Consider the following 15,567-nt stretch of genomic DNA (forward strand, 5'->3'; position numbering starts at 1 on the left):
GTGACCTTCTGGTGTTTCGGCCGGCTTGCCGATGGGAATGACGGACCATGAAGACACTTCTGATTGCAGCAGAAAAAGGTGGTACTGGCAGGAGCGCACTGGTGTGCCAGCTCGCGCATTATCTGCGCCGGGTATGTGGCGCCAGGGTACTGGTGCTCGATCTGGCCGAGCCTGCCTGCAGCACCGCGTCGCTTACACGCACCGCACGGGCGGTGATACCTTGCGGCGAGCGTGTGCCCGCGAAGCCACACACGCAGACAGGCAGGGCGCGCACACCTCGCATCCAGGTACTGCCGGGGTGCGCGGCCCACGGACTCCCGTCGGAGGTGGGCGAGGGCCGCGCGCGCTACTACGCGAACATGCGACACCTGCTGCGCGTGGTGACGCCTTTCGTGGACGTCTGCCTGATCGACTGTCCGCCGCTGCCCGACCAGCGTGCCGTGTGTGCCGAGGCAAACGCGGATGCGATGTTGAGTCCGATCGTGCTGTCAAGGGAGGCTTTAGACAGCACAGACGATCTGATCAACGGTCCGCACGGCGTACGCAATGTTCGCGCGAGGCTCAACCCCGCGCTGCGTTTTTTCGGACTGTTGCCGAACATGGTGGAAGATACACCGCTCCAGCGGGCGCAGGCACGCGTGCTTCAGGCGCAGATGGGTGCGTGGCTGATACCGGATCCCCGAGACCCCGATGGCTTTCTTCAGATGCCCCACCTGGATGCGATTGCGCAGGCACAGGCCGCCGGGGTGTCGGTGCTCAACATCGCCTGGAGGGACGCGGCAGCACGCCCCGCGTGGCGCGCGATGCGCCACTGCTTCGATGCGATCGCGCTCCGGCTGGACTGCGTCGCAGCGCGAGGGCCGGGCGCGGGAACAGAGGGCGAACCTGGTGTGAATCCGGTTCCAGTGGAGGTGGTCCGTGTGTAGCGTGTCGATCCGTTCATGGGTGTCGCGCCTCATGCACTGCCTGTGGCTGGGACTTGCCTGCTTCATCGGGATCTCGTTGGTCGCACCCGGCTTCGCCCATGCAGACGACTGGGGCTGCCAGGTGATCCTGTGCCTGTCCAATCCTGGTGGGTCGCAGCAGTACGCCGAATGTGTGCCGCCGATCGAAAAGCTGTGGCGTGCGTTGCGGCACGGTGATCCGTTCCCGACGTGCGACTTCGGGCGAGGTGGCTCGCAGGGCACATCCGCGTCGGAGACCTTCGCCCGTGCAGCTTATTGTCGTGAGGATCTTCTTTACTGGGGCGGTCCCGAAGAGAGCGAGCTGCTCTGTGATGCGCGTGGAGCCATCAACGTCCATATCGACGGCGAGCTCCATACGCGGGTTGGGTGGGACGCGGATGGCAAGGACCGGACGGTCCCCGAGTTCCACGGTGCCGGAAGTATCGGGGCACCCTACGACGCGACGCAGTCGGCGCGCCTGCTTCCCGAGCGTATGGAGCGCGAAGAGGGCGGTGGGGGCGATAAGGGAGGCAACGGTTAATGATGGCGCTCGACCTCATGATGCTCGCACAGCAGTGTGCCCCGCGGGTTTCGCCGGCAACGATGGTGGCGATTGTGCGGACCGAGTCGTCGTTCAACCCCTACGCCATCGGCGTCGTGCACGGCCGGTTGCTGCGTCAGCCAGCCAGCCTCGAGGAAGCGAAGGCCACAGTGCGGGCGCTCGACGCAGGCGGGTGGGATTACAGCGTGGGACTTGCACAGGTGAACCGGGCGAACTGGTCGCGGTATGGAATGAGCGTGCAGAACGCATTTGATCCCTGCCTCAACCTGGCCGCCGGTGCGGCAATCCTGCAGGACTGTTACGCGCAGGCGCGCAAGTCGCGCCCCGAAGTTCAGGGTGCCCTGCGGGCGGGCCTGTCCTGTTATGCGAGTGGCGACTTCGCGACGGGATACAGGACGGGATATGTGCAGCGCGTGGTCCACAACGTGGTTGATAGCGGGTCCGGGTTTCCGGTCCCGACCGTACCGGCGATTGACCCGCTCGTGAGCCCGGTCCCGGTTGTGCCGCTGGGCCGAACCGGGTTTCCGGAGCGGGCGCAACACCCGCGCACGGCGCAACCGGAGGTCGCTGGTGTTCCGGGGACGCAGACACCGTCGGCCCGTGGGTCGGCGCACCCGCAGGGTGGACCGACCGACCGCAGCGCGGTAGTGTTCTGAAGCAGAGGTGAAGACCAGCGTTGGGTTGTCGGCACACAGGAGTTTGTCATGAATTTAGTCATCCTTATTGAAGATAGATCCAGAAAAACGATCCACGGGATCCGGGGATCCGGTAGTTGGACAGGAAAGCTCCTCGCAGGCGCCGTTCTGGCCGCGGGGCTGGTCTCACCGGCCTACGCACAGCTCTCCCAGGTCAACACGCTGCTGACCACGATCCAGACCACGCTGCTCGGGGTGGGTGGCGTGGTGTGCTCGATTTCGATCATCTGGACCGGATTCAAGATGATGTTCCAGCACGCCCGGTTCGGTGACATCGCTAACGTCTTCATCGGTGGCCTCTTCGTCGGCTGCGCGACGGTGATCGCCGCGATGCTGATCCCGACTGCCTGATCCCTGCGAGACGGAGCCGAACCATGAACCCGTTCAGGGATCCCGTATTCAAGGGCTGCACGCGTCCGGCGATGCTCTGGGGCGTGCCGCTTGTGGCTGCCCTGATGATCGGAGGTGGCATGCTGATCCCGGCCATCTGGGCGCTGCTGGCGAGTCCCCCGGTTGGGGTGGGCATTCTCTTCCTGATGATTCCCGTATTCGTCGCGATGCGGGTGATCACGCGCAACGACGACCAGCGGCTCGCGCAACTGGCCCAGCGCCTGCGCATGAGCGTGCGGCAGCGCAATCGCCGGTTCTGGGGTGCCCATGCCTATGTGCCGGTGCGCCTGAAGAGGAGGGCGTGAGATGGCCGCCGATCCGAAGCTCGTGGCCGTGGCGAACCGGGAAGTCGTGCTCGCCGATTTCATTCCGTATTCGACACATGTGAGCGATCACGTCATCCGCACGTGTGAGGGCGACTACCTGCGTGTCTGGAAGATCGCCGGTATTGCGTTCGAGACGGCCGACCCTGCCGACATTCTCGTGCGCCATGAGGGATTCAACCAGCTGGTGCGCGGGCTGCCCGGCGGACACGTGGGCCTGTGGGCGCACCGGCTGCGCCGGCGTGTTACGGATCACTTTGCGACGCCGTATGCCAACCGGTTCTGCGAGGAACTCGCGACACGCTATTACGCGAGCTTTGCCGGGTACCGGATGATGGCCAATGAGCTGTACCTGAGTGTCGTCTACCGGCCGAGCCGGACACGACTCGGGCGGCTGTTCAGCCAGGCCGCCCGGCGCACGCTGGACGACATCCAGCGCGACCAGCACGAGGCGCTCAAGGTCATGGCGGAAGTTGCCGCACAGGTTGAATCGGGCCTGAAGCCATACGATCCGGTGGCACTCGGGATCTATACGAAGCAGATGCAGTACACCGGGCGAGCGCGCCGCTTTTCCGCGGCGCTGGAATTCCTTGGCTACCTGGTCAATGCCGTGTGGGAACCGGTGCCGGTACCTTGCGGCATGATCCGCGAGGCGTTGCCGACCTCGCGGCTCTTCTTTCGCACCGAGAAGGTCGAAATCCGCATGCCGGCGGCGACCCGTTATGCCGCGTTGCTGGACCTGAAGGATTACCCGGAGGAAACCGAGCCCGGCATGCTCAACGGAATGCTGTATGGGGACTTCGAATACATCGAGACACAGAGCTTCACGATACTCGACCGGCCCACCGCGAAGGAGGCGCTCGAGCGGCAGCGCAACCAGCTCATGGCGGGCGAGGACGTGGCCGTGTCGCAGGTTACTGCGATGGACCAGGCGCTCAACGACCTGATCAATGGCGACTTCGTGCTGGGTGAATATCACTATTCGCTCGCGGTGCTTGGCGAGGCGTCACATGACGTAGCGAAGCACGTGGCGAAGGCACGCACCCAGCTGGCCGACGCCGGCTTCCAGGCCGCGCTGGTCGATCTGGTGGCGGACGCGGCGTGGTTCGCGCAGCTGCCGGGTAACTGGCGCTACCGCCCGCGCGAGGCGAAACTGACCTCGCGCAACTTCTGCGGGCTCGCGAGCCTGCACAACTTCGCGACCGGCAAGCGTGACGGCAACCCGTGGGGCGAAGCGATCACGATCGTCAAGACCCCAAGTGGCCAGCCGCTCTACCTGAACTTCCACGCGACGCCGGAAAAGAAAGTCTCGCTCGACGAGAAGGCGCTCGCCAACACGCAGATTATCGGCCAGGCGGGGGCCGGCAAGACGGTGCTCGAACTGATGCTGCTCGCGATGGCGATGAAGTTCGGCGTTACTGCCGTGCTCTACGACAAGGACCGTGGCACCGAGATCGCGATCCGCGCGATGGGTGGCATCTATACCGTGTTCCGCCGGGGAGAGCCAACGGGACTCAATCCCTTCCAGCTCGAACCGGATGAATTCGTGATCGACTTCTGGGAGCGGCTCGTACGCAAGCTGGTCGATAACGGGTCGCTGCTGCCGGCGAAGGACGAGCTGGATATTTCGCGGGCCGTGCGTGAGGTGGCCCGGATGGTGAAGCCGCTGCGGCGCCTGTCGGTGGTGCGTCAACTGTTGCCCAACGTCGGGGAGAACAGCCTGCATGCGCGGCTCGCGAAATGGTGCGCCGGCGGCCGGTTGGGGTGGCTGCTCGACAATCCTTCCGATCGTCTCGACTTTACCCGGGGAGGTCTCTTCGGGTTCGACGACACCGAACTGCTCGACAATCCTGAGGTATCGACGCCGCTCACGATGTACCTGTTGCACCTGACGGAGAGCCTCATCGACGGGCGGCGTTTCGTGTATGTGATGACGGAGTTCTGGAAGCGGCTCGGGGATCCGGTTTTCACGGACTTCGCGAACAACAGGCAGAAGACGATCCGCAAGCAGAACGGACTGGGCATTTTCGATACGCAGTCACCGGCAGACGTGCTCCGCAGCGACATTGCGCGCGCGCTCATCGAGCAGACGGCGACGTTCTTCTTCCTGCCGAACCCCCGTGCCGATTACGACGATTACGTGCGCGGCTTCAAGCTGAGCGAGGCCGAGTTCAACATCGTGCGCAACCTCGGCGAAAACAGCCGGCTCTTTCTCGTCAGGCAGGGTCACCGCTCGGCGATCGGCCGGCTGGACCTTGCCGGTCTTGGCGACGTGCTCGATGTGCTGTCGGGCACGACCGATAACGTCGAGCTGCTCGACGCCATCCGCGCCGGGGTTGGTGACGACCCGGATGACTGGTTACCCGTCTTTCACGAGCAGTTGGCAAAGCGTCGGGCCGCCGACGCGCAGGTGGCCACTGGGCTGTTGCCGCTGGCAGGGGGTGTGCGATGAGCGGGCTCTTCACCGCGGTCGGTGGCACGCTGGAAAACGGCATGGGCACGTATGTGACGAATGTCTCGTCGACGCTCTCCAGTGCGCTCGTGCCGGCGGTCACCACGGCGGTCACGATCTGGGTTCTCGCCTACGGCCTCGCGGTGGTGCGGGGTGAAGCGCATGAGTCGGTGCCCGCGTTTGCATGGCGTGGCCTGAAACTGGCCATCATCCTCGCCTTCGCGCTGGGCACGGGCATCTACCAGGCGCAGGTGGTCACCGTCGTCAATGATGTCACGGCGGGACTTGCGCAGACGATCCAGCGCGCGGCCGCCAATACCGGAGGTGGCAATCCGGGATGCGGCTCGGTCAGCGGCAGCAGCGTGACTGGTGAGAGTGTGGCGGGTATCTATCAGACGCTCGACTGCTACGACCAGCAGATCGATCTTGTGATGGACGCCTACTTCGACCAGGCGACGCACGAAGGTTTCAGTGTGAGCGGCATCGTCGCGGGCGTTGGTGACTTCCTGTGCGGGCTCGTGGCCGCGCTGGGCGGTTCCATCTTCCTGATGGTTCTCGCGTTCGAAGTCGCGATGGCGAGGATGCTACTGGACCTCGTGCTCGGACTCGGGCCGGCTTTTATTGCCTGCGGCGCGTTCGGCCCGACCGCACGTTTCTTTGAGGCGTGGACGGCGAAGGTCGTCAACTATGCGTTGCTGCAGGTACTGGTCGCCGCCTTTCTGGGCATGGCACTGACCGCCTTTTCCAGCGGCCTCAACACGTTCCATGTGACGGCATCCGCGCCTGGCGCGAATGCGGGCAGCCTCCTTGCCAGTATGCAGAGCAATCTCGGTGGCGTGGCCTCGCTCGCCTCGGCGCTGGGTCTGTTTGTGACCGGGGTGTTCCTCGCGATGGTGGGCTGGCAACTGCCGGCGGTCGCCTCGGGTCTCGCAGGCGGCGCGACGCTGGCGGGCTTCGGGGCATTCGTCGCCGGTCTTGCCTCGCGTCAGGTGATCAGGGGCTTCATGTCCGCGCTGCATTGGGGGCATGGCGAGCGGCGCCCGGGTGGTGCGATCTACAACCGTGGCGGCTCCGGTGGGGATCCCGGGGGCAGTACCGGCTCCCCGGGCGTTAGCGGCGAGGTGCTGGCGTATCAACGTGCGGCCCGTGAACATCTGGGTGGCCAGGGTGACTGAACCGAGGGCAAGCCTCATGAGCAAACCATACAGACTGATGCGCGTTGCCGCAGCGGCGGTCCTTGCTGCTGCCTTCGTGGGTCCGGTTCATGCACAGGGCATTCCGGTTTTCGACGCGCAGAACGTCGCGCAGGCCATCTCGACGGTCGCCCGGCTCGAGCAGGAAGTCCAGCAAGAGATCCAGCTCTACCAGTCGATGAACGGGTCCCGCGGATTCGGCGCGCTGCTCAGCAATCCGGTGCTGGCGAATTCCCTGCCGTCAAACTGGACGGGTGCCTATACGGCGATCCAGAACGGCGGGTATGCGGGTCTCACGGGCAGCGCGCAGGCGCTGCGTTCGGCAGACGAGATCTACAACTGCGAAGACCAGAGCGGGATCGACCGGCAGGTCTGTCAGCGCGCGCTGAACAAGCCCTTTCAGGACAAGGCGTTCGGCATGCAGGCGTATCAGACCGAGCTGCAGGAGCTGAACCAGATCCAGAGCCTCATGCAGCAGATCGATGTCACGCAGGATCCCAAAGGCGTTGCCGAGCTGCAGGCGCGCATCCAGTCGGAGAGTACCGCGGTCGGTAACGAGATGACGAAGCTGCAGCTCTTCAGGATGCTCTCGGATACCGAGGACCGGCTGATCGCCGAGCAGCAGGGTGAGCTCGTGATGAGTCGGGCTGGCAACACGGCACGGTTGCAGGACCAGATGGTCCCGGCCACGTTCGGCAACTGAAGGAGCGCGGCATGAAGAATCTGATGATGACCGCACTGATTTTATGTTTGGCCATCCTTATCGATGCATGTAGCGGAAATCCGGCGAAACCGGTGTTGCCCGACGGCTCGCATCGCGTGCCGGTGAATCGTGTGCCACCAGTGCCGCCGGCGGTGCCATCAATGGACGGGGGCGGCTCATGAAAGCCCGCCATGACTACCGGCACGTGCTGGATATCGAGGCTTCGCTCACGGATATGCAGGCACGTTCCGAGCGACGGGCATGGCACGTCGCCTGCGCGGCAGTGGGCGTCGCCGCACTCAGCGCAGTGGCGCTCGCGGTGATGGTGCCGTTCTACCGGGTGGTGCCGCTACCCATCGAGGTCGACCGTCTGACGGGCGAGTCACAGGTGATCGATGTGCTCGATGCGAAGCACGTGCATACGGGCGAGATCCAGGACAAGCACTGGGTCGACGTCTATGTGCGTTCGCGCGAGCGCTATGACTGGGGCCTGCTGCAGATGGACTACGACCGGGTGCTCAGCATGAGCGCGGATACGGTCGCACGGGATTACCGCCAGATCTACAGCGGCCCGGATGCACTTGACCGGCAACTCGGTGCCGGCACCGAGCGCCGGATCCGGATCCTGTCGATCACGCTGCCGCCGGACGAACCGGGGCGGGCGGTGGTGCATATCGAGTGCACCATGCGCAAACATGGCGAGGACAACGCCGAACCGCCACAGCGGTTCGTGGTGACGCTCGCCTACAGCTACCGACCGCCGGTGTTCACGCGGGAGAGCACGGCGGTTGAAAACCCGTTCGGCTTCACGGTGACGGCCTACAGCCGTGATCCCGAATACACACCACCCACACCACCCACACCACCGGCCTCGTCATCTGCAGCGGGAGGTGCCCGATGAATCCGCGCTGCCTGATGGTGGCGATGTTCGCGTCGCTGGCGACCCAGCTTGCACACGCCTACGACGTGCCGGGCTGGTCACGCGATTCGCGGGTGCGCCAGGTGCTGTACCGCCCGGACGAGGTGGTGCGCATCGACGCACAGCGCGGCTTTGCCACCCATATTGCGCTCGATCCGCATGAACAGATTCTGGTGGTCGCCCCGGGAGACCGCGACGGCTGGCTGGTCGTGGCGAACCGGGGCGATCACGACGTGTGGCTGAAGCCGCGGCTTGCCGCACACGACACGAACCTGGAAATCCGTACCGACTGGCGCAGCTACAGCTTCGATCTCGTGGTGCTGCCCCTGAAGGCGAAGTTCGCCAATGACGAGGAGGTGTACCGCGTCACGTTCAGCTATCCGGACGAAGTACAGGAAAAAGCCCGCACCAGTGCGGATCGCGCACTTGTGCAGCAGCGCCTTGCACAGCCGCCGGTTGTGCGCAATGCCCGCTACTCCATGCAGGTCATGCCGCACTCGGACGACATTGCGCCGGTTGCCGCATGGGACGACGGTCGGTTCACGTACCTGCGCATCCCCAACAACCGCCGCATTCCCGCGATCTTCCGGGTCGCGGAGGACGGCAGCGAGAGCGTGGTGGACCGGCACATGGAGGGCGACGTCATCGTCATCCATGAGATAGCACAGCGTTTCGTGCTGCGGCTCGCCGATGAGGTGGTGGGCATCTGGAACGACGCGTACGACATGGACGGCGTCCCACCGAAGGATGGCACGACGGTGACTGGCGTGAAGCGTGTCCTGCGGAGTGATGGCCATGAGTGACGATACCCCGCGCAACGTGATCGAGCCGGACGGTCCCGTTGACCGCAGCCGCGATCCTGGCAATCCAGGCAACCAGGAGAATCCGGCCATTGCCGAAGGTCCAGACCGTGCACCGCCCGAGCGCGGCATGCCGGAGCTGGGGCAATACACCAGTGGTCGTCCACGCACATGGTGGTTCACGCCGCTCGCCATCGTGGCGCTCGTGGTCGCAGGGGCGGTCTGGACCGTTCACGGCTTTCTGGCACGGCACGATGCGGCGGCTCTCGCCCGACGCGACGCAGCGCTTGATCAGCCGGCGCAGGGAAGGATCTTCGGCGACGAACCGGCGTCGGCCGCGCATCCCGCGAGCGCACCTGCGGGTCAGGGCACATCCGCTTCCGCAGTGGTGCTCACGCGTTCGCCGGCGAATTCCGGGCGCGTCCCGACCGTGCGCAGCTACTACGACGCGCCGTTACTGGCGACGGGCGGCTCCAGCAGTTCCGGGACACAGGACAGCGGAACGACCGGTGCGCCGCAGGGCGGTGCCGGCACGCCTGCGCCGGGGTCCGTGTCGGGCACCGTGACTACACCCAGTGCTGACCGTGGGCAGGCTGGCAGTCCACTGGGCCAGGCGCTGACGCCCTCATTGACATCCCGGGTCACGGCGGGGCTGCTTGGCAATCGCAACCTGATTCTGGCCCAGGGCGCGAAGATCGACTGTGTGGGTGACACCGCCTTCGATTCGACGGAAGCCGGCATCTCCACCTGCACGGTCACCCGGAACGTGTATTCGGATGACGGGCGGGTGGTGCTCATCGAGCGTGGCTCGCAGATCAACAGCGAATACCGCTCCAACCTGTCGCCGGGGCAAACCCGTGTATTCGTCCTCTCGGCCAGGATCAGGACGCCCCATGGCGTGACGGTCGAGATTGACTCACCGGCTGCCGACGCGCTGGGACGCATGGGTGTCGGTGGTTACGTGAACAACCACTGGGGAGAGCGGATTGGCGCGGCGATGCTGCTCGGCCTGACTCAGGATGCAATCGGCTACCTCGCGACGCGTGGCGGGAACAGCAATGGATCCGTCGTCTTCGAGAACACGCAGCAGCAGGGCAACGACATGGCCACGCGTGTACTCGACAGCACGATCAACATTCCGCCGACACTCACGCAGAGCCAGGGCGCAGAATTCACGATCATCGTCGCACGGGACCTGGATTTCAGCACGGTCTACGCGTTGCAGCCGGAGGCGCTCCGATGAACACGGGTGCGTCCACAGCAGACCGGCTTGACGAAGTGCTGCTCGCGCATCTGCCCGACGATGCGTCGGTGCGTGAGCTGATGCGCCCGTTTGCGCCGCTGCTCGATGACACGGATGTGACCGAACTGGTGATCAACCGGCCTCGGCGCGTGCTGACCGAAACGCACCTCGGCTGGCGTGCGCACGACTATCCCGATCTCGACTTCGAGCGGCTGATGTCGTTCGCGGTGGCCATTGCGACGCTCACCAGCCAGGCGGTATCGGCCGAGCACCCGGTGCTTTCGGCGCTCCTGCCGGGCGACGCGCGCATCCAGATTGTGGTGCCGCCCGTGGTGCCGCCGCGCACCGTGTCGGTCACGATCCGCCGACCCTCGTCAAAAGAGAAGACGCTCGACAGGTATCGGGCCGAGGGCCTGTTTGACGACACGTCGTGGCTTCGTCCGGCGGGGCTCGATGACGACGCCCTAAGGTTGCTGCGGTCATCGGATCGCCAACTGGTGCGCCGGCTCGACGAGCGTGACTTTGCGGCCTTCTTCGCGCAGGCGGTTACCGGCCGTCTGAACATCGTGATCGTCGGCAGTACGGGATCGGGCAAGACCAGCTTCATGAAGACGCTGTGCCAGCACATTCCTGCGGTCGAACGCATCGTGACCATCGAGGATGTCCGGGAGCTGTTCATCCGGCATATCGAGAACTGCGTGCATCTCGTCTACAGCAAGGGTGGCCACGGCCAGGCGCGGGTGACGCCCGCAGACCTGATCGCCAGCACGATGCGCATGCGTCCTGACCGCGTGCTGCTGGCCGAGTTGCACGGGGCGGAGGCATACGACTTTCTCAAGTTGCTGACGACCGGGCATTCCGGTTCGATCACGAGCTACCACGCCTCCAGCGCCGCAGTTGCCATCGAGCGGTTTGCGCTGATGGCGAAGGAACATCCCGAAGCGGCCGCCTACGACGATGTGGCGCTCAAGCGTCTGCTGTTTCTCACGATCGATGTGGTTGCGCACATGGAGGCGCAACCGGTGTTTGATCAGACAGGCACCCAGACCGGCAAGCGCTGGGCGATGACCGAAATCTGGTTCGATCCGCTGCGCAGATACCGGACCGCGCCCGGGCAACCGGGAACTGGAAGGAGGCATTCCGATGAAAACGTCAGTTCAGACGCCCGCTCCACAGTCTCTGATGCAGCCTGCCGCGCAGGGTAGGGCCACGTCTGCCACAGCAGCGATGACGATGCCGGCTGGACCGTGGACAGGTCGGCATGAACTCTGGCAGCACGCCCGCGGCGGCGCGGTCACGCTGATGGTGCTGGCTGCATTCATCGCTGGTCTCGCGGCCGCCATATGGTTCGCCTCGTTTTTCCTGTACGCGAGCGTGCGGGTCAATCCGTTCCATGCGGGGATGTGGGGCTGGATCGATGCAGCGCGGGCCTGGTACGCGGGTGGCCTGCCGAAGGAAGGCCGGCGCATCGCCGGTTCCGCGCTGTTCGGGCTGCTGCTGGCGTATGGCGCGCCGGGCGCTGCGACATACGCCCTGTGGGGTTCCTCCGGCCGACGGCATCTGTATGGGAGTGCGCGCTTCGCGAGCGAGGCGGAAATCCGCGCGGCGGGGTTGCTGTGAGCGCGCCCGTGACACGCAACGCGGGTCCCTCACTCGTTGTCGGCGTGTGGCGCGGCCGCTATCTGCGCCTTGCAGGACAGCAGTTCGTGCTGCTTGCGGCGCCGGCGCGCTCGGGCAAGGGCGTGGGCATCGTGATCCCGAACCTGCTCAGTTACCCTGACTCGATAATCGTGCTCGACATCAAGCAGGAGAACTACAACGTCACCGCCGGGTTCCGGCGTGCACACGGTCAGGCGGTGTATCTCTTCAACCCGTTTGCCGAGGATGGCCGCACGCACCGTTACAACCCGCTGTCGGCGATCTCGGGCGGCGTATTTCGCGTTGGAGACATCCTCGCCATCGGCTACGCACTGTATCCGGTCGGCGGTCACGACGACTTCTGGAAGGACCAGGCGCGCAGTCTCTTTCTCGGTATTGTGCTGCTCCTGTGCGAGTGGCGGGACGCGCGCCGCGCAGGCAACGTGGATGTGCCGGACCATCCCCTCACGATGGGCGAGGTTCTGAGGCAGTCCTCGGGCAACGGCATGCCGGTGAAGGCGTACCTGCAGAGGGCGCTGCTGCAGCACCGCAGTCTGCTGACCGGTCCCTGTGTCGATGCGCTGAACCGCTTTCTCGCGAACGACGACAAGGTGCTCGCGAGCATCCTCGCGACCTTCAACGCGCCGCTCACCATCTGGGCCAATCCCATTGTCGATGCAGCGACGAGTGCCAACGACTTCGATCTGCGCGACGTGAGGAAGCGTCGCATGTCGATCTATATCGGCATCACGCCGGATCACCTGACCGAGGCGGCGTTGCTGGTCAACCTCGTGTTCTCGCAGCTGGTCAATCTCAACACGAAGGAGTTGCCAGAAGCCAATCCCGTGCTGAAATTCCAGTGCCTTCTGCTGATGGACGAGTTCACCTCGATCGGGAAGATCCAGATCATCGCGCGGGCCGTTGCGTACATGGCAGGGTTCAACCTGCGCATGCTGTCGATCGTGCAGTCGGTCTCGCAGCTCGAGTCGGTATACGGGCGCGCCGATGCGCGAACGTTCGTGACGAACCACGCGATGCAGATCCTCTATGCGCCGCGCGAGCAGAAAGATGCAAACGAATATTCGGAGATGCTTGGCACCTTCACCGACAAGTCCCGCAGCGTGAGCCGCCCGAATGCGATTTTCGGTGGCCGGGGCGGCTTGAGCGAGAGCATCTCGGAGCAGCGCCGGCCGCTGCTTCTGCCGCAGGAACTCAAGGAGCTCGGGCGTGGCAAGGAAATCATCGTGCTCGAGAACACCAAGCCCATCCTCGCCGACAAGATTTGCTACTGGCGCGATCCTGCCTTTATCTCACGCCTTGCGGCGCCACCGAAGGTCGCGGCGATGGATCTTGCGCGCTTTGCCGCGCAGGCCGAACGGCGCCTGCGCGATCTTGACCCGTCAGAGGTCGATGCTGCCGGAGCGGGACTCATCAATGTGCCGGTCGAATATCTGGAGGTGCTGCAGGCCTGGGATCCACGCGATCTGCCAGCGCATCTGGCCGACCTCAGTGAGGACGAGGTGAGTGCCTATGTCGAGCGGCATTTCATGCTGCTGGGTGTGCCGCGCGATCGCATTGTGGCGGCGAGGCACACGCTTTCGCTGTCTGAACTGGACGTGGCGGAACTACGTCCGGCGCCGGCTATCCGGAAACGGCGCACGGGCGGGGCAAAGGATGAGGCCGGCCCGGCTTCACGACCGGATCGCAAGGCGGGGCGCAGGCGTGAGTCGAAGGTCGTGCCGATTAGGGGCGACCGTTGATGAACGCACCCTATGTCGATGAAACGAACCGTGTTCGTGCCGCGCTCGCGGTGATCCCGGCCGACGACTACGCCACCTGGGTGGACATGGCGTTCGCCGTCAGGCAGGGACTGGGCGATGCGGGCTTTGAAATCTGGGATGAATGGAGTCGCAGCGCGCATAACTACAACGAGCGTGCGGCACGCACGACGTGGCGCTCGGCACGCGCGTCGGGCGGCAAGACGCTGGCTTCCCTTTTCTGGCTCGCACAGCAGCACGGCTTTGATGTGAAGGCGTCGCGCGTGCCGGGCACGGGCACCGCGGCCTCATCAGGTCCGGACCGCGAGGAGCTCGCGCGTCGCGCCCGGGAGGCGGCACGCGAAGAGGCCCGTGTGCGTCTGCGCCACGCAGCTGTGGCGCAGACGGCCGTGTCGATCTGGGAATGGGCGCGGCCCGTTGCGCCCGAGCATCCATATCTCGTGCGCAAGCAGCTCGAACCGGTTGCAACGTTGCGCGAACTCGAGGCGCTCGAACTGAAGGCGCTGCTCGGCTACACACCGGTGAGTGAGGAAGAGCCGCTCGCGGGCCGCGTGCTGATCGTGCCGGCATGGGTGGGCGACGCGATGACGACGCTCGAGCTGATCGACGGTACCGGACGTAAATCGTCGCTGGCTGGTGGTGCAAAAAAGGGCGGCTACTGGATGAGCGGGGTAAGCGGAACTTTAACGGCAGACGCGGGCGGCATGCCAATCCTGATCGCGGAGGGCGCGGCGACGGCACTGTCAGCACATCGGGCAACCGGCTGGGTTGCGGTGGCGGCGCTGTCCGCCGGCAATCTGCCCCAGGTTGCTGTAGGCCTGCGTGAGCGATACCCGCGTGCCCCTCTCATCGTCCTTGGAGAACCTGGCAAGGCAGAGAGCTTTGCCCGCCAGGCCGCGCAGGCAGCACAGGCGTCTCTTGCACTGCCGTCGTTTGCGCAGGACGTGCGGATCAACGGCACGCAGCCGACTGATTTCAACGACATGGCGGTGTTATCTGGTCTGGATGCCGTCGGTGAGCTTTTACGGGATGTCGCCAGCAGGATCAATACGGACGACCCTGCGGTGACCGGTACACCACCCGGTGCCGATGCAGGGTGGGTGGCTTGCGGTACAGCGATTGAATGGTTGGAGGACACAGACATGAGACGCGTGATAGAGGAACTCACGGACGCAATGACGGATGAAGCCGCGGGCACGAAGCGGCGCAGGACCGGCCGCAGGCAGCAGACACAGGATGCGCACGAGCCGGCAGCGCGGTCGGAAGCGGGCGCGTCCGGTGTGCCGCAGCAGGATGCCGGTCATGCAGGCGCGGATACCGACAGCGGGCCCGCGTCCGGACCGGTAGCACAGGACGCGCACGCAGCGGGCCACCCGGGTGAGGAGCGATCCCGCACTGCACCGCGTCGTGAGATCGGGCAGGCGTTGTACGGGCTGGAGGATGTGCCAGGTGAAATCCGGGCGCTCGCGCAGCACCGGTTCGGCGCGCAGATCCGGATGGCGACGCCGCGGGAGAACGGTGGCCCCTATCGCGGCGAGGTGTTGAACGCCGAACACTATGTGATCCAGGAGGTGGCGACGCGAAGCGTGGTGTTCCACCGCAAGGACCGCATGGAATTCGTCTCGGACCGCCTGAAGTGGATGGACCAGAACCAGCGGATGAATGGCGCCGAAGTGCAGATCGGCTACGACGGTGACCGGCCGAAGGTCTATCCGTGGGACCGTGCGCGCGAGCAGCTTGAGCGCGTGGTGACATCGCTGAAGAAATCGGCGCGCGAGGCAGGTTTCGGCGCGGACCTCGACCCGACGCTCGAGCAGTTGCAGTCGGTGTCGTGGACACGGTTTCGTGAGGCGCGTGCGGCAGCGCTCGCGCAGGCCCGTGAGCGTGCGGGACGCGAGCCTGGCGGAAATCACGACCGGTAGGGTGT

At 65.0% G+C, this 15,567-nt stretch carries 16 protein-coding genes; all 16 read left to right on the top strand.

Annotated elements, in window-relative coordinates; genetic code table 11:
* The first annotated feature begins 47 nt into the window (after nucleotides 1-47).
* Genes LPA34_RS20060 through LPA34_RS20135 form a run of 16 tightly spaced genes read left to right on the top strand, consistent with a single transcriptional unit; the run spans nucleotide 48 to nucleotide 15,562 of the window.
* Entirely contained in the window at nucleotides 48-926 is an 879-nt protein-coding gene (locus tag LPA34_RS20060; protein WP_228981433.1) for a ParA family protein, read from the top strand.
* Nucleotides 927-957: 31 nt separating this feature from the next.
* Nucleotides 958-1,485: a hypothetical protein gene (locus LPA34_RS20065; protein WP_228981511.1), complete on the top strand. Its 528-nt coding sequence runs from the start codon at nucleotides 958-960 to the stop codon at nucleotides 1,483-1,485.
* Entirely contained in the window at nucleotides 1,485-2,162 is a 678-nt protein-coding gene (locus LPA34_RS20070) for a lytic transglycosylase domain-containing protein (RefSeq protein WP_228981435.1), read from the top strand. Before LPA34_RS20065 ends, LPA34_RS20070 begins: the two co-directional genes overlap by 1 nt.
* Nucleotides 2,163-2,210: 48 nt before the next feature.
* Nucleotides 2,211-2,552: a TrbC/VirB2 family protein gene (locus LPA34_RS20075; RefSeq protein ID WP_228981437.1), complete on the top strand. Its 342-nt coding sequence runs from the start codon at nucleotides 2,211-2,213 to the stop codon at nucleotides 2,550-2,552.
* A gap of 23 nt (nucleotides 2,553-2,575) precedes the next feature.
* Nucleotides 2,576-2,896 (top strand): VirB3 family type IV secretion system protein, encoded by a 321-nt coding sequence (locus tag LPA34_RS20080; RefSeq protein WP_228981439.1) that lies wholly within the window; start codon nucleotides 2,576-2,578, stop codon nucleotides 2,894-2,896.
* A gap of 1 nt (nucleotide 2,897) precedes the next feature.
* On the top strand, nucleotides 2,898-5,366 hold the full coding sequence (locus LPA34_RS20085) for a VirB4 family type IV secretion/conjugal transfer ATPase (RefSeq protein ID WP_228981441.1): 2,469 nt from the start codon (nucleotides 2,898-2,900) through the stop codon (nucleotides 5,364-5,366).
* Nucleotides 5,363-6,541 (top strand): TrbL/VirB6 family protein, encoded by a 1,179-nt coding sequence (locus LPA34_RS20090; RefSeq protein WP_228981443.1) that lies wholly within the window; start codon nucleotides 5,363-5,365, stop codon nucleotides 6,539-6,541. The genes LPA34_RS20085 and LPA34_RS20090 overlap by 4 nt, the downstream gene beginning before the upstream one ends.
* A gap of 37 nt (nucleotides 6,542-6,578) precedes the next feature.
* Nucleotides 6,579-7,262: a P-type DNA transfer protein VirB5 gene (gene virB5 / locus LPA34_RS20095; RefSeq protein WP_228981512.1), complete on the top strand. Its 684-nt coding sequence runs from the start codon at nucleotides 6,579-6,581 to the stop codon at nucleotides 7,260-7,262.
* A gap of 11 nt (nucleotides 7,263-7,273) precedes the next feature.
* A complete protein-coding gene (locus LPA34_RS20100) occupies nucleotides 7,274-7,444 on the top strand; it encodes a hypothetical protein (RefSeq protein ID WP_228981446.1) in 171 nt (56 codons plus the stop codon).
* A complete protein-coding gene (locus LPA34_RS20105) occupies nucleotides 7,441-8,163 on the top strand; it encodes a VirB8 family type IV secretion system protein (RefSeq protein WP_228981447.1) in 723 nt (240 codons plus the stop codon). Before LPA34_RS20100 ends, LPA34_RS20105 begins: the two co-directional genes overlap by 4 nt.
* A 14-nt stretch (nucleotides 8,164-8,177) precedes the next feature.
* Complete coding sequence (locus LPA34_RS20110) at nucleotides 8,178-8,984, top strand: TrbG/VirB9 family P-type conjugative transfer protein (RefSeq protein WP_411179017.1); 807 nt, start codon at nucleotides 8,178-8,180, stop codon at nucleotides 8,982-8,984.
* Nucleotides 8,977-10,224: a type IV secretion system protein VirB10 gene (gene virB10, locus LPA34_RS20115; protein ID WP_228981452.1), complete on the top strand. Its 1,248-nt coding sequence runs from the start codon at nucleotides 8,977-8,979 to the stop codon at nucleotides 10,222-10,224. The genes LPA34_RS20110 and virB10 overlap by 8 nt, the downstream gene beginning before the upstream one ends.
* Nucleotides 10,221-11,429: a P-type DNA transfer ATPase VirB11 gene (virB11, locus tag LPA34_RS20120; RefSeq protein WP_228981454.1), complete on the top strand. Its 1,209-nt coding sequence runs from the start codon at nucleotides 10,221-10,223 to the stop codon at nucleotides 11,427-11,429. Before virB10 ends, virB11 begins: the two co-directional genes overlap by 4 nt.
* A 22-nt stretch (nucleotides 11,430-11,451) precedes the next feature.
* Nucleotides 11,452-11,844: a hypothetical protein gene (locus LPA34_RS20125; protein ID WP_411179013.1), complete on the top strand. Its 393-nt coding sequence runs from the start codon at nucleotides 11,452-11,454 to the stop codon at nucleotides 11,842-11,844.
* Between the two features lie 8 nt (nucleotides 11,845-11,852).
* Nucleotides 11,853-13,622 (top strand): type IV secretory system conjugative DNA transfer family protein, encoded by a 1,770-nt coding sequence (locus LPA34_RS20130; RefSeq protein WP_411179014.1) that lies wholly within the window; start codon nucleotides 11,853-11,855, stop codon nucleotides 13,620-13,622.
* A complete protein-coding gene (locus tag LPA34_RS20135; RefSeq protein WP_228981460.1) occupies nucleotides 13,622-15,562 on the top strand; it encodes a PriCT-2 domain-containing protein in 1,941 nt (646 codons plus the stop codon). The genes LPA34_RS20130 and LPA34_RS20135 overlap by 1 nt, the downstream gene beginning before the upstream one ends.
* Nucleotides 15,563-15,567: the final 5 nt, after the last annotated feature.

It is taken from the genome of Paraburkholderia gardini (genome assembly GCF_907164575.1).
Taxonomy (GTDB): Bacteria; Pseudomonadota; Gammaproteobacteria; order Burkholderiales; family Burkholderiaceae; genus Paraburkholderia; species Paraburkholderia gardini.